The organism is Lacticaseibacillus mingshuiensis, assembly GCF_016861785.1.
Classification (GTDB): Bacteria; Bacillota; Bacilli; order Lactobacillales; family Lactobacillaceae; genus Lacticaseibacillus; species Lacticaseibacillus mingshuiensis.
This window is the reverse complement of record NZ_BOLS01000013.1, coordinates 1-13202: the sequence shown is the minus strand read 5'-3', so window position 1 is coordinate 13202 and position 13202 is coordinate 1. Positions and strand designations below refer to the sequence as shown.

Genomic DNA, 13202 nt, shown 5'->3' with positions numbered 1-13202 from the left:
AGCAAGTGGTACAGCGACACACCGCGAGTGGAAATCGAGGTAGAGGAACTATGAGTTATCAAGTTATTGGCTTCGAAAGCGGTAAGTCTTACTTCACGGCCAAATACAAGGAACTTTGCTATCCGTGGATTAACCGGCAATCAAAGCATGGGTGGGCACAGAGCGATCGTCAGCGAGTGCACATCACACTGAGCGAGCCCGTTATAGTGTCGAAAATCGGCGTTGGAGCATGGGCGATCGGGAGGAAGCAAGTATGACAGCATACTACCACGGCACCCAGTACCCACATGGCGAGTATCCAGTGAGTATGGCTGTATTAGACGGTGTGGCCATACAGTTGCCGGACTGGCCAAGCCATGAAGCCCTTGTGCCGTATGCGGACGTCTGGATGAGTCAGGAGATGAGCCTATTCTAAAAATTTTAGAGCTATTCGGTGGCATCGGATCACCTCGCATTGCCCTCCGCAATCTTGGCGTTCCGGTGAAATCGATCGATTATGTTGAGATAGATGCAGCAGCCGTGCGGTCATACAACGCGATGTTTGATGGCCAGAAGTATGATCCGCAGAACGTCATTGGATATGATTTGAAGCCGGACATTCTCATCCACGGATCACCATGCCAGGACATCTCAATTGCCGGACGGAGGCTGGGGGCAGATGAAGGCAGTGGCACGAGGTCGAGTCTCATGTGGCAGACGCTAAAGATCGTTGAGCAAATGGGCGTGTGGCGTCCACGCATTATCATCTGGGAGAACGTCAAAGGCGTGCTTCAGAAACGCATGGCGGCTAACTACGCCAAATATTGCGACGTGCTGGATGGCCTCGGTTACACCACCACAAACGCCGTGCTGGATGCTAGACAGTTCGGCCTGCCACAATATCGCGAGCGGGTGTTCACGGTGTCAGTGCTCGGCGGACAGCCATTCGACTTTTGGCGGCTGAGACAGTCAGCTATGCGGCCAATCAGCGAGTTGCTGGAGAGCTGCGTGGAGGATGACTACATCATCGACAGTCCTTCGATGCTAAGTCGCTTGCCTGGCGCCTCTGGTGGTGCGTTCGCTGGGCGACTGATGCCAATCGACCGGTGGAGCTGGACGATAACGACCAAGCAGAACCGTAATCCTAACAGCGGTGTGGTGCCGCTCGGAGACGGCCGGTTCCGTCTGCTGACTCCACGCGAGTGCTGGAGACTGCAGGGGTACTCCGATGCTGACTTCGATGCCGCGGCCAGCGTGAATGGGAAGACGGCACTATACAAACAGGCCGGGAACAGCATTCCGGTGCCAATATTTGAATCAATATTTGAGGAGATGATCGTATGACTAAAGAAACGAAGCAGGACGTATTCGATGCCGTGCTTGACCGCCTAGCGGGTTATCAAATCTATTTCAACGGATGGCCGCGTGAGTCACTGGGCGACTATAAGCGCCGTTACGCCGCCGCTTTGCCAGACGATCTGCCGGTGATTCCGAAATCGGTTAGTGAATGGATCAAAGAATGCAAGCACGGGAATACTACCTTGGCAGATGCGCTATGTATGGAAATGCGGCCTGAAAGCGTTAGGTGGTGGATGGCATTCAAAGATGGAGACATTGCCAACGGGTTCGATGATGTAGGCTATCGGCGCAAGCAAGAAACAATGGCAAAAGCATGGGTGCTAGGCGTCTGGCGCGTTGAGGAAACCGGCGAAATCGTGAAATTGGAGGAAGCGAAATGAGTAAACATTGGGTACAAGATTCTGTTGAAGTTGAGAACCCATATCGGTATCGCGGTTACAAGGTGGGTGAGTTGCCTGTTTTCGATATTCAGAATGACCGGTCCGTGTATCAAAATCATGGCAAAGTGACCAAAATCGAAGAATCTAGCATTACTGATACAGAGACTTATGGTGTTGTCAGTAGCGTAACTTTTGAAGACGGTGCGGTGACGACTATTCAGAATGGGGCAGGCTATATAACCAGTGGACATTGGGAGGACGATGAAAATGCGGGAGATTAAGTTCAGAGTTTGGGACCATAACACGAATACAATGATGATTCCAGATTATTTTGAGTTTTACGATGGCAAAATTGACTGGATTGAGGCAGGCCGAGAAGCAGGACCGGAATCGGGCAATGATGGTTTCTCAGATCAATTCGAGATTATGCAGTACATCGGCTTGCACGACAAGAACGGCCGAGAGATCTACGAAGGCGATATTATTGTTACTCACCCTAAAACAAAATACGAGACTCCTAAAAGTGGTGTAGTTCAGTATGGTGATTGTCGCCCCATGTTTCAATACAAATCGGGAGATGGGGAAGAATATAGCATCTGGAACAATAATTTTTATCGAACATACGAGGTCATCGGGAACATATTTGAGAATCCGAAGCTACTGGAGGCGCCGGTATGAAGGAATTGCGGATTGTCTATTGCACGGTCACTGTGCTCGCATTCATTGTTTGCGCGTTAGTCGCAGTACTGACCGCTGTTGAAGGGCTTTGGTTTATCACTATTACGATGGCATTTGTTGATGTCGCTTTGATAGCCGCGGCTGTGTACGTTCTGGAGGATTGACATATGAAGCATCGTAAGAAATCCGCGATCAAGAAGAAGCGCCGCCGCATGATGCAGGCACGCGAGGACAACGAGGCCGCTATCAAGCTGACATCCGAACGCAAGCATTATGGCGGGAAAATGACACTGGATGAGCTGATCGACAGCAGCATCCATCTCGGGGGTGATCGGTGATGATACACGAAATCGGGATCATCGTTCGCACGATCCTCGGCGCGGTGTCGGGCGGCTTGCTCGGGCTGGCGCTGTGGACCGCGGGGACAGTCGTATTAGGGGGAAAGCATGGACGACGATGAAAAGAGCACATCACAGAAAGGTCTGGGGTTAGTTAGTTTGTTGACACTCATTCTGGTAGCGGCTAAGGCCTTCGGATTTGCCACGTACTCGTGGATGTGGGCGTTTATGCCGATCGTGGCGTCTGCGGTAATCGTTATCGGGTTCATCCTGATCGCGTTCATCGCTGTGGGGGTCGAGACGATCCTCGACCAGAGGAAACATAAATGGTGATGATCGTGATCCCGGGGGAACCGGTAGCGCAGGGGAGACCTTGCTTCACGCGGACGGGGCGTGCATACGATCCCACCAAATCTCGCAACTATAAAGCTCTGGTGCGACAGTTTACCACGCAGGCGGTCACAGAACCGCCCATATCGGGTCCTGTCCGCTGCGAGGTAAAGATGTTCCGGTCAATCCAAAAAGCCGGTAGCTCGAAGCTACGTGCCCAGAAAGCGCAAGGCGTCGTTCGACCGGTAGTGAAGCCAGACGTCGACAACGTCTTTAAGGCCGTCACGGACGCGATGAAGGGCATCGTGTGGCTGGATGACAACCAGATTGTCGAGGCAAAGATTGAAAAATTCTACAGCGACACCCCGCGCGTCGAGGTAGTCGTCGAAGCAATCAAGGAGGATAAAACATGACAAATGTCGTGGCACTAACGGGGCGCCTCACACGTAACCCGGAACTCAAGTACACACAATCTGGAGCCGCCGTCGCAACGTTCACGTTGGCGGTCGATCGAAACTATCTCAACGCGCAAGGCAAACGAGAGACTGACTTTATCAACTGCGTCATTTGGAAAAAGGCCGCCGAGAACCTGGCGAACTATATCAACAAGGGTAGCCTAGTCGGCGTGAACGGTAGCGTGCAGACACGATCATATGACGACAAGGACGGTAAGCGAGTATACGTGACCGAGGTCAATGTCGACAACGTGACGTTCTTGGACACGAAGAAGGATACGCCAGAAGCAAATGGCGGGGCCTATTCGACGTCGAACACTGGTTCCGGCTCAATTACGCCTACATCGGCCAACGCGTCGAATGCGGCCAATCATGGTGCAAATACGGCGGCCACCAATCCGTTCCCAGATAGCGGTGGACCGATCGACATCTCCGACGACGACCTGCCGTTCTGAATTTAGGCAAGAAAAAAGCGCACCATCACTGGCACGCTCCGAATATTTCCGACAAATCTATTCTAGCATAGGGGTGACGCAGGTGATGGCATTAGTTCCAGATGTGGATGAGCAAGCAAGTCGAGACAACGCGCGGAAAGTGCTCAAAGAATACAGACGATACGCACGCATGGTGGGGGAGCCACTTGTTGACATCAAGTCGCCTTCAATTGATGGTATGCCACGAACACAAAGCTTCGAGAACTCCGTTGAGGCCAAGCTCACTGATCGTTTTAACGCCGATCTAGAGTATGCAGCAATGCGTAACGCGTTGGCCAGTATGCCATTTCAATTTTACTGGGTGCTCTATTACTCATTTTGCACCCCCGCCCCGATGACGGCTGAAGAGATAGCTGCTCGAGTGGGCCTAGCAAATAAAGATGCAGTGGACTATGTAAAGCGTCAAGCGCTGATGTGGTTCGCAGAAGCATTCAAACATGGGCAGTGCTTAAAATTCCGTTTTTAGTCCGCTTTTTGTCCGAAAAAATTCAGCGCTTAGTTAAGAAACAGGTGCTATACTGGTATTAATCAAGTAGCAGGTAGAGCGTGCCCGGGACGCAATGTGGTTGACCACCCAATACCACAATTTGTAGCCGTAGCTCATCAGGAAGAGCACCAGTGCAAAATGCACTGGAAGGAGGCTGGTTCAAGACCCGCCGACTACATGGCCCACCCCCCCAAGGGGCCAACTTTCTTTCAACTTCTACTCCTCCAAGTAGAAGATTCTGTTTCAACCGTCAGTCGGTGGATAACTGCTGGCGGTCATAGTGCCTCGGCACGAGAGTTTTATTCTAGCGACGAGCCGGCGGAAAACAGTCATCGTCCCATCATATACACGGCACTGGTCCTCGGACGCGGTGCTATTTTTGTGCAAAAAAATAGCCCGCGTGGCGGGCTACATTGACTCGTAATGTGACCAAGCCGATAAGATGCGAATGACGTGATTGCTTTTGTCGATCGTGTAAACGACACGATTCTGGCCATTGATGCGCCGAGAATATTTACCTGCCCCAGGGGGAGCTAACTTCTCAAACGATTGTGTCGGGGCGTACGGATCTTTTTTCAGGACGTCGAGGATGCTCAGAAAGCTGGTACGATAGGGACTCTTGAGAACCCTGCGGATGTCGTTTTTGGAAGCTGCCTTATATTTGATAATCCAGTCTTCCACGATCAATCCTCGTTATCTATTTCGGCAATCAGATCATCAATAGTTCCCGGCGCGTCCGGCTCGTTCTCACGGGCCAGGGCGTCCTGCAACTGACCGTTAGTCAATAGCGCCAACGTTTCGAGCATCGCCTCGTAGTCGCGCTTGCCAACGATGTAGGCACTCTTATCATCATCGGCACCAGCAATCAATGCGGGGGCGCTGTCGCGGTTAACGTTAGTGATGACAGCATATAGGCCACTGCGAGCCTTGGTCGGAGTTAATACCTCCATGTTTACCACCCTTTCCGTACGGAGTTCCGTACGCAGTTTATGATAACGCACGCGATGACGTACGTCAAGCGGAGGGATTATATGAGCCAAATGGTGATGACCAAGTACGGCTACATGTCGAAGGCCGAGGCCCGGATCATCGGGAAACTCGCCAAAGAGGAACACGACAAGAAGACTAAAGATGACAAGAAGAAGCGCGGGAGGTGTGGTGATATGTGATGAAACTAAGCAAGCGGCAGAAAGCGTTCGCTGATGCCTATCTTACCAACGGAGGCAACGCTACAGAGGCTGCGAGAGCCGCTGGATATTCGCCACACAACATTGGGGCTAACGCAGCGAAAACCCTAAAAAACCCTAAAATTCAAGCTTACATGAAACAGAGACTGCAGCCGATTGAACGCAAGGCTGATCTCGATGTTGATAAGGCAATTATCCACTTGCTTGATATTGGAATGGGCCGTGAGATCACTGCCAGAAGCTCGACATATGACAACCTTCAAAAGATGATGATAGAAGACACGACAATGAAGTATTCACCAGGGCCTAAACAGCAGGTCGAAGCTCTTGAATTGTATTTGAAGTATAAGGGCATGCTCAGGAACTCAAGCAAGGAGCTCGAAGACCAGCAGGTTGCCAAAACTAAGGCTGATGTTCGCAAGTCTAATGCTGAGGCTGACATCATGGAAGCCAAGGCCAAACGTGAAACTAGCGAAGACACAAGCAACATCAACATCAACATCACGCCAATCCGGCAAGACGGAGGCGATGACAGTGCAGATTAACATTGATCTGGGTTCAATCGTCCCCAAGGCTTATGCACCGCTTTACAATGACAAAACACGCTATCTGACATACAAAGGTAGTCGTGGATCGCGCAAGTCATTCTCTGTTGCTGAAGACGTAATCATGCAGATCATCTTGCACCCTTACGTAAACTGGATTGTGCTTCGCCAATACGCATATACGAACAAAGATTCGACATATTCAACTATCCAACAGGCAGCATTCAGGTTGGGCGTTTACGATCTATTCAAGTTCACACTGTCACCACTAGAAATCACCTTTAAGCCAACCGGCCAGAAGGTGTTTTTTCGTGGGATGGATAAGCCGTTGGCAGTCACCTCATTGCAGCCGACCACCGGCGTCCTTGCTAGAGCTTGGTGGGAGGAAGCATACGAGCTTAAGTCACTGGACGCGTTCAAGACCGTTGAGGAAACAATGCGTGGCGAGATCAGTGATCCTAATGGCTATTACCAGTCAATCATCACATTCAACCCGTGGAGTGATCAGCATTGGCTTAAACGTGAGTTCTTCGATGAAGACACAAAGAACCCACGATCTAAGTCGTTCACTACCACATACAAGGACAACCCATATCTGGACGATGATTACATTGCAAGTCTAAAAGACATGGTTAAGCGCAATCCTAATCGTGCCCGTGTTGCCGTATATGGTGACTGGGGAATTGCAGAGGGACTTGTGTTTGATGGGCTGTTCGAGCAGCGTGATTTCAATATGGAAGATATTGCATCGTTGCCAAAAGCGGTTGGCCTTGACTTCGGGTTCAAGCACGACCCGACAGCAGGCGAGTTCATGGCGATCGATCAGCAGAACCGTGTCGCGTACATCTACGATGAGTTCTATCAGCAAGGAATGCTGACGCAGCAGATTGCTGAGGCTATCGGACAACACAAAGGCTACGGCTTGCAGATAACGGCTGACAGTGCCGAGCAGAGACTCATATCCGAGTTGTCCGGTGTATATGGTGTCCCGAACATCATAGGCGCTGGTAAGGGCAAAGACAGCGTCTCACAAGGCATTCAATACATGCAGTCTTACCATTTTGTTGTTCACCCGCGTGTTAAAGGCTTGCTAGAAGAATTCAACACTTACGTTTATTCAAAGGACAAATTCGATAACTGGACGAACACACCAGTCGATGCTAATAACCATGCAATTGATGCATTACGTTATGCGATGGAACCGTTTATGTTCAGAACTGCCGGCCATTACATGAGTAACCAAGAACGTATTCAGACAATCAAAAATCTAGGATTGGGGTGACATGATGGATCTATTTGAAGAATCAAACTTACTTTACCAAGAAGACATTACGAACCTCACTCCGGATCGGATCATGAAGTTCATTTTCCACCACCACGAATATCAGCTTCCACGGCTGAAAAAGCTTGACCGATATTACAAAGGACAGAATGAAGGCATTCTACAGCCGCAGTCACGGCGCATCGAAACTGGCAAGTCAGACCATCGAGCCGTTCATTCGTTCGGCAAGTACATTGCTGATTTCCAGACAGCCTATTCTGTTGGTAATCCAGTGAATGTGAAGCTTGATGAAGATGACAAACGGCTCGATCAGATTACACGCGTGAACGACCTGGACGCGCTCAACTATGATCTGTTCCTCGATATGACGCGATATGGGCGTGCTTACGAGTACGTTTACTACGGTAGTGACTCAATCGAGCATTGCGTGCGCTTAGATCCGCTTGACACGTTCGTCATCTACTCGCTTGACGTTGATCCGCAACCAATCATGGCTGTTCGCTATCATTCGGTAGAGTTGGTTGATGAGAACAACAAGACAATCATCGACATCATTCCTGAAACGTGGACAGCGGCAGAACATGACGTGTACAAGCCAACAACGGTTGGCGGCGCAATGTATTTGGATCACAGCGAGATCATTCGTGTGTTTCCCGTTGTCGAGTATGACAACAACCGGTTCCGAACAGGTGACTTTGAACACGTGATCTCACTGATTGACCTATACGATTCCGCCCAGTCGGACACAGCCAACTACATGACCGACCTTAACGATGCGCTGCTGGTAATCAGTGGCGATATTGATGCTCTGTTTAACGGCAGCACGCTTCTAAGCGGTGTCGACCCCAACGATCCCGAAGCAATGAAGACGCTCGCTAAGGACAAGCTAGAGCTTATTAAGGAACAGAAAGACGCCAACATGCTGCTGCTCAAGTCTCGAATGACAGCAACAGGTCAGCAGACAAGCGTTGACGCGAAGTATATTAACAAAGAGTATGACGTCAGCGGCACCGAAGCATACAAGAAACGTGTAGCGGAGGACATTCATAAGTTCAGCCACACGCCAGACCTGACAGACAGCAACTTTGCAGCCAATGTTTCTGGCGTTGCAATGAAGTACAAACTGCTAGGCACTGTCGAGTTAGCGGCAATAAAGCGGAGAATGTTTGAGAAATCGCTTTATCAGCGCTATTCAATTATCTATGCATTGGATCAAAGCGTTTCAGGTGGCATGAAGACGGATCCTAATACGATTCAGTTCACTTTCCGCGACAACTTGCCAACAGATGATATCACACAGATTCAAGCGCTTGTTGCTGCGGGTGCGACACTGCCACAAGAATACTTGTACAGATTTGCACCAGGCGTCACTGATCCGCAAGAGATTACCGATATGATTGCCAAACAACGAGCAGACAGTGAGTACAGCGAGGATTTGACGAACAATGACGAAAACACCGAAGGAACGGATCAAGGCGTTCGCGGACAAGCAGGACAAGAAGCACCGTCAGATCGCAAGTGATGTTGCCAAATACACAGCAGCATTCATGGCGTTCTGGTATGCATTCAATGAGAAGCACGAAGAATACACACACGCTGATGATTCACGGTACTACGATCCAGAATTGAAGGAACGTATTGATCGAGATGCACAGTCAGCAGGCGTTCAGCAGAAATCAGTCGCTAACAACGATGAACTGCTATCATATGCCGCCTATGTATACTCAACTGCCGTGGCTATTTCGGTAGTTCGGTACATTGGATCATCGCTAGGCAGTCTGGTTGAAGAAACAGCTAAACTCGGATCATCGATATACGGCAAGAAAATCAAAGCCGACACTTCAATTGTTGATCAATTACTTGATGGTGCTACATGGAGCGATCGCATCTGGTCGAATCAAGACGCGTTGCGCAATGATTTGGCTAAGATGATGAAGAATGCGCTGCTGACGCACAGCAATCCAATCACACAGAGCCCAGCGCTTCGCAAGAAGTTCGGTGTCATGAAATATCAGTCAGATCGCATTATCAGAACAGAAAGCGACCGTGTCATGGCTCATCAAAGCATTGTGAATGCTCGTGAGGCCGGATATAAGAAAGTTGTGTGGGTTATCAACTCAGGTGCGTGCGACATATGCCTACAGCATAGTGGCGAAATTTACACGCTAAAGCAAGCCGATGGCATGATACCGGCTCACCCTAACTGCCTTTGCTCATGGGCCGCTTATGATTCTGGCGATGAAGTTGACGAATAATATGTGACCTGAGCAAGTCCCTAAACTGCTCAAAAATAATAGCGTGAAGTGATAGACGTGTGATCGTGGCTGGGCTGAATGGTGTGGCTGGGGTCGTTAAGCATGTCTATTCGTTTTGGGCTAAACAGGAGGCACCATCATGGCAGAAGAAACACAGGCTCAAGAAGAAATTGAATCAACTCAAACAACCGAAACGACCACTCAGGCACCGACCACGTACACACAGGCTCAGCTTGACAGCGAGGCCGATAAGCGTGCAGCTAAGGCGCTTGAAACAGCTAAGGCTAAATGGCAAGCGGAACAGGCTAAGGCACTTGAGGACGCAAAGAGCGAAGGCGCTCGGCTTGCTAAGATGACCGAAGATGAAAAGACCAAAGAGCTTGAGAAACAGCGACAGGCAGAACTAGATAAGCGTGAGGCTGAACTAAATCGGCGCGAATTGTCGACAAGCACGAAGTCATTGCTCGTTGATAAAGGGCTTCCAACTGACTTTGCTGGCTCTCTGGTCGCGTTGGGTGATGCTGGCAAGATCAAGACGGCTGTTGAAAATATTCAAAAGACAATTCAGGAAACGGTCAACAAGCAGGTTGAAGCCAAACTGCAAACTGACTCTCCTAAGAATGGTGCTTCTGCCCTTGATGGTGCTGATGATCCATTCAAGAAAATCATGGCACAATACAAGAAAAAATAGGAGGTAGCTAGTATGGCTACAGAAAACAACAATTTACCAGTACGTCTCTATCAAAAACAGTTTATCGCAATGATGCAAACCGTGTTCGGTGTTCAAAGTACTTTCACCCCAACATTCGGTGATCTGCAAGCGCTCGATGGCATTCAAAACAACGCGATTGCTTTCAGCGTCAAGGCAAATGACGTGCCGGTAGCCGTTGGCGATTACAGCAAGGATCCCAACGTTGCGTTCGGTACTGGTACTAGCAACTCTAACCGCTTCGGGCCAATGAAGGAAATCATCTATGGAGACATCGATGTTCCTTATGATTTTGGATGGAGTTTCAACGAAGGTATCGACCAGTTCACTGTCAACAACGATTTAAACGCGGCAGTTGCCGACCGTTTGAACTTGCAGGCACAGGCTAAGACACGGTTGTTCAACGGCAAGCTGGGCGCTTATTTGGTTGCTAGCGCTGCGGCTGATCTGGGTGCGGTTGATGATGTTAACAAGGTGTTCGAGGCAGCGTCCGAACGCTACACCGACCTTGAAGTAGTTGTTCCGGTCCGCGCATACGTGACTGCCGAGGTTTACAACGCAATCATCGATCATCAGTTGGTAACCAGCTACAAAGGTTCTGCTGTGAACATTGATGAAAATGGCATTGTTCGCTTCCGCGACATCGTTGTTACCAAGACGCATACTCGTTACATGGCTGGTAAGGCCATCATCTTCTCGCCTGACAACATTGGCCGTGCGTTCACCGGTATCAACGTTGTTCGGACGATTCAATCCGAGAACTTTGCGGGCGTTGCTTTGCAAGGTGCTGGTAAGGCAGGCCAGTGGATCAGCGATGACAACCGTCAGGCAATCTTCACTGCCGGGACGTCAGCAACTACCACAACTTCGACTGTGGCGCCGACCACTACGACTACCACCTCGCACGCTTAATTAATTGATCTAAGTCGCCTATCGAAATAGGACAGTACGGGAAACCGGGCGGCTGATTGGAGGACAGAATGAAGCTTATTTTGTGTCAACCTGCCATTAAGCGTTTTGAGTGGGAGCTGGAAGTCTGCCTAACCAATCTGCAAAGTGTCGGGTTTGACATGAAAGATGTCGTTTTGCTCTTCACTGCGCATGATTATAAGGTGCCAGAAACGCTTGTAAGCAAATATGGGGTAGAAGTACACACGTACACCGACAAGCGCTCAGACAAGCAATATATTCCATCTGTGAAGCCTTGGCTTTGGTGGCAATATCTAGCGGAAGACCCTGAACGTGAGAACGAGGACTATTTCTACTTCGATAGCGATGTTATATTCCGAAAACGTCCAGACTTTCGCAAGCTGAAAGCAAAGCCTGATAGATGGCTTTGTAGCGATACTAATGGCTATCTCAGCCTCGATTATATTGGGCAATGCAAAAATGGTCAGCAGATTCTTGGCCATATGGCTGATATTATCGGGGTTACGATTGACTCGCTTGAAACAATCAATCACAACTCGGGCGGCGCCCAGTGGGTCATCAGTCACCCATCAGCAGATTACTGGCGCAAGGTGTATGCCGACAGCAACCGACTGTGGCAGTATTTGCAGACAGTCGACAGCAATATCCAAAAATGGACCGCTGAAATGTGGTCACAGTTGTGGAATATGATGTACTTCAACATCGGGCCCGTCATCAGTGATGAGCTCGATTTTTGTTGGGCTACTGATCCGGTCAAGCGATGGAATGAAGCCAAGATCATGCACAATGCTGGCGTCACAGTTGATGACAAACACTTGTTCTTCAAGGGACAGTATGTTAATCACACGCCATTTGAAGATGATTTGAGCTTTGTTGACAAGTCGAAGTGCTCATACAAGTATGTTCAAGCAGTAAAGGCGGTGAAATGATGGCTGATTCAGATACAAACGCAGAGATTTTGGCAAGCGTGAAGCTTCGCATCGGTTTGACCGATACGCTGCAAGATGACTTGCTGAATGACCTTATTAGTGATGTAAATGCTCGCGTGCTGGCTTATATCAACCAAGACGGTGTAATCAACCAGACAGTGCCAACCGCTGTTACATGGGTAATTAAGGACGTTGTGGTTAAGATGTACAACCGCATTGGTGACGAAGGAAAAACGGCCAGCGGCGAGGGTAATGTCTCAAATACATGGGAAACCATTGATCTGTCTAAATATGCTGACGGTCTTGACGTTTATCGCGAGTCATCGCAAAGCCGCCGTCCGGGAATGAGGTTTGTGTAATGAGATACAACAATCGAATCACACTCATTAGGAAGTCGCCACCGGCTGATCCATTGCATGACAGGCCAACAGAGACGCGTGAGACGGTCACTTGCCTGACAATCCCAGTCACCAGTGCACAAGAGCTGTCTGTGTACGGCCTCGTTAACACTATGGCCTATGAGATTCACGTAAAGAAGCCTGCATTGCCTGTGAACGAGATCGAGCTTGATGGCGTCAGATGGACAATCAACAAGACATTCGTAAACCGCAAGTCAACTGTATTCATTGTGTCTGGAGGTGGCAGCTAATGGCTGACATTAACGTTAAATGGTCAGGACTCGACAAATTGATGGAAGAACTAGGTGCTACTGCTGAAGCAACGATTGATGCTGCTGCTTCAGCGATGAAAACAACCACCGGTCAAGTTCAGGCAAAGGCAAAACAGATCCTGGATTATTCACCTCGGTATTTGGGACATGAAATCGCATCTGGCCGGTCTGAAAGCAACGTTTGGAGCGTTGCGA

The 13202-nt window shown here is 49.4% G+C and carries 22 protein-coding genes and 1 pseudogene; 21 read left to right on the top strand and 2 right to left on the bottom strand.

What is annotated here, in order from left to right:
* Window positions 1-253 precede the first annotated feature (253 nt).
* The 11 genes from JUE67_RS08820 to JUE67_RS08770 all read left to right on the top strand — a co-directional run bounded on the left by JUE67_RS08820 (window position 254) and on the right by JUE67_RS08770 (window position 4479).
* Entirely contained in the window at window positions 254-415 is a 162-nt protein-coding gene (locus JUE67_RS08820) for a hypothetical protein (RefSeq protein ID WP_203628656.1), read from the top strand.
* The gene (locus JUE67_RS08815; protein ID WP_308441139.1) at window positions 385-1323 is read left to right on the top strand and encodes a DNA cytosine methyltransferase; all 939 of its coding nucleotides are present in this window, start codon (window positions 385-387) and stop codon (window positions 1321-1323) included. Before JUE67_RS08820 ends, JUE67_RS08815 begins: the two co-directional genes overlap by 31 nt.
* The gene (locus JUE67_RS08810; RefSeq protein WP_203628655.1) at window positions 1320-1718 is read left to right on the top strand and encodes a hypothetical protein; all 399 of its coding nucleotides are present in this window, start codon (window positions 1320-1322) and stop codon (window positions 1716-1718) included. Before JUE67_RS08815 ends, JUE67_RS08810 begins: the two co-directional genes overlap by 4 nt.
* Entirely contained in the window at window positions 1715-1999 is a 285-nt protein-coding gene (locus JUE67_RS08805) for a hypothetical protein (protein WP_203637125.1), read from the top strand. Before JUE67_RS08810 ends, JUE67_RS08805 begins: the two co-directional genes overlap by 4 nt.
* On the top strand, window positions 1986-2396 hold the full coding sequence (locus tag JUE67_RS08800) for a YopX family phage-derived protein (protein ID WP_225877966.1): 411 nt from the start codon (window positions 1986-1988) through the stop codon (window positions 2394-2396). The genes JUE67_RS08805 and JUE67_RS08800 overlap by 14 nt, the downstream gene beginning before the upstream one ends.
* Window positions 2393-2560 (top strand): hypothetical protein, encoded by a 168-nt coding sequence (locus JUE67_RS08795; protein ID WP_203628600.1) that lies wholly within the window; start codon window positions 2393-2395, stop codon window positions 2558-2560. Before JUE67_RS08800 ends, JUE67_RS08795 begins: the two co-directional genes overlap by 4 nt.
* A gap of 3 nt (window positions 2561-2563) precedes the next feature.
* On the top strand, window positions 2564-2734 hold the full coding sequence (locus JUE67_RS08790) for a hypothetical protein (RefSeq protein WP_203628599.1): 171 nt from the start codon (window positions 2564-2566) through the stop codon (window positions 2732-2734).
* A gap of 108 nt (window positions 2735-2842) precedes the next feature.
* Window positions 2843-3067: a hypothetical protein gene (locus JUE67_RS08785; RefSeq protein ID WP_203628598.1), complete on the top strand. Its 225-nt coding sequence runs from the start codon at window positions 2843-2845 to the stop codon at window positions 3065-3067.
* Window positions 3061-3477, top strand: a complete 417-nt coding sequence (locus JUE67_RS08780) for a RusA family crossover junction endodeoxyribonuclease (RefSeq protein ID WP_203628597.1) — start codon at window positions 3061-3063, stop codon at window positions 3475-3477. Before JUE67_RS08785 ends, JUE67_RS08780 begins: the two co-directional genes overlap by 7 nt.
* Window positions 3474-3974, top strand: a complete 501-nt coding sequence (gene ssb, locus JUE67_RS08775) for a single-stranded DNA-binding protein (RefSeq protein ID WP_203628596.1) — start codon at window positions 3474-3476, stop codon at window positions 3972-3974. Before JUE67_RS08780 ends, ssb begins: the two co-directional genes overlap by 4 nt.
* Before the next feature lie 85 nt (window positions 3975-4059).
* Window positions 4060-4479 carry an ArpU family phage packaging/lysis transcriptional regulator gene (locus tag JUE67_RS08770; RefSeq protein WP_164510133.1) on the top strand — a complete coding sequence of 140 codons (420 nt, stop codon included), beginning with the start codon at window positions 4060-4062 and terminating at the stop codon, window positions 4477-4479.
* A gap of 429 nt (window positions 4480-4908) precedes the next feature.
* Here JUE67_RS08770 and JUE67_RS08765 read toward each other — a convergent pair whose 3' ends face one another.
* Both JUE67_RS08765 and JUE67_RS08760 read right to left on the bottom strand, forming a co-directional pair.
* Window positions 4909-5181, bottom strand: a complete 273-nt coding sequence (locus JUE67_RS08765; RefSeq protein WP_225877965.1) for a Txe/YoeB family addiction module toxin — start codon at window positions 5179-5181, stop codon at window positions 4909-4911.
* A 2-nt stretch (window positions 5182-5183) separates the two neighbouring features.
* Window positions 5184-5450, bottom strand: coding sequence for a type II toxin-antitoxin system Phd/YefM family antitoxin (locus JUE67_RS08760; RefSeq protein WP_203628595.1), 267 nt, complete (start codon window positions 5448-5450; stop codon window positions 5184-5186).
* 81 nt (window positions 5451-5531) lie between these two features.
* Between JUE67_RS08760 and JUE67_RS08755 the strand changes: the two genes are divergently transcribed.
* From JUE67_RS08755 to JUE67_RS12705, 10 genes and pseudogenes are all read left to right on the top strand, one after another.
* On the top strand, window positions 5532-5669 hold the full coding sequence (locus JUE67_RS08755) for a hypothetical protein (RefSeq protein ID WP_203628594.1): 138 nt from the start codon (window positions 5532-5534) through the stop codon (window positions 5667-5669).
* Entirely contained in the window at window positions 5669-6232 is a 564-nt protein-coding gene (locus JUE67_RS08750; protein ID WP_225877964.1) for a terminase small subunit, read from the top strand. The genes JUE67_RS08755 and JUE67_RS08750 overlap by 1 nt, the downstream gene beginning before the upstream one ends.
* Complete coding sequence (locus tag JUE67_RS08745; protein WP_203628592.1) at window positions 6216-7514, top strand: PBSX family phage terminase large subunit; 1299 nt, start codon at window positions 6216-6218, stop codon at window positions 7512-7514. Before JUE67_RS08750 ends, JUE67_RS08745 begins: the two co-directional genes overlap by 17 nt.
* Window position 7515: 1 nt before the next feature.
* Entirely contained in the window at window positions 7516-9036 is a 1521-nt protein-coding gene (locus JUE67_RS08740; RefSeq protein ID WP_203628591.1) for a phage portal protein, read from the top strand.
* Complete coding sequence (locus JUE67_RS08735; protein WP_225877963.1) at window positions 8960-9769, top strand: structural protein; 810 nt, start codon at window positions 8960-8962, stop codon at window positions 9767-9769. Before JUE67_RS08740 ends, JUE67_RS08735 begins: the two co-directional genes overlap by 77 nt.
* A gap of 139 nt (window positions 9770-9908) precedes the next feature.
* On the top strand, window positions 9909-10460 hold the full coding sequence (locus JUE67_RS08730) for a DUF4355 domain-containing protein (protein WP_203628590.1): 552 nt from the start codon (window positions 9909-9911) through the stop codon (window positions 10458-10460).
* A gap of 12 nt (window positions 10461-10472) precedes the next feature.
* Complete coding sequence (locus JUE67_RS08725; protein ID WP_203637124.1) at window positions 10473-11390, top strand: phage capsid protein; 918 nt, start codon at window positions 10473-10475, stop codon at window positions 11388-11390.
* A 68-nt stretch (window positions 11391-11458) separates the two neighbouring features.
* Window positions 11459-12337 carry a hypothetical protein gene (locus JUE67_RS08720; RefSeq protein WP_203628588.1) on the top strand — a complete coding sequence of 293 codons (879 nt, stop codon included), beginning with the start codon at window positions 11459-11461 and terminating at the stop codon, window positions 12335-12337.
* Complete coding sequence (locus JUE67_RS08715; protein WP_203628587.1) at window positions 12337-12696, top strand: phage head-tail connector protein; 360 nt, start codon at window positions 12337-12339, stop codon at window positions 12694-12696. The genes JUE67_RS08720 and JUE67_RS08715 overlap by 1 nt, the downstream gene beginning before the upstream one ends.
* Before the next feature lie 289 nt (window positions 12697-12985).
* A pseudogene (locus JUE67_RS12705) lies at window positions 12986-13202 on the top strand (hypothetical protein); the annotation flags it as partial.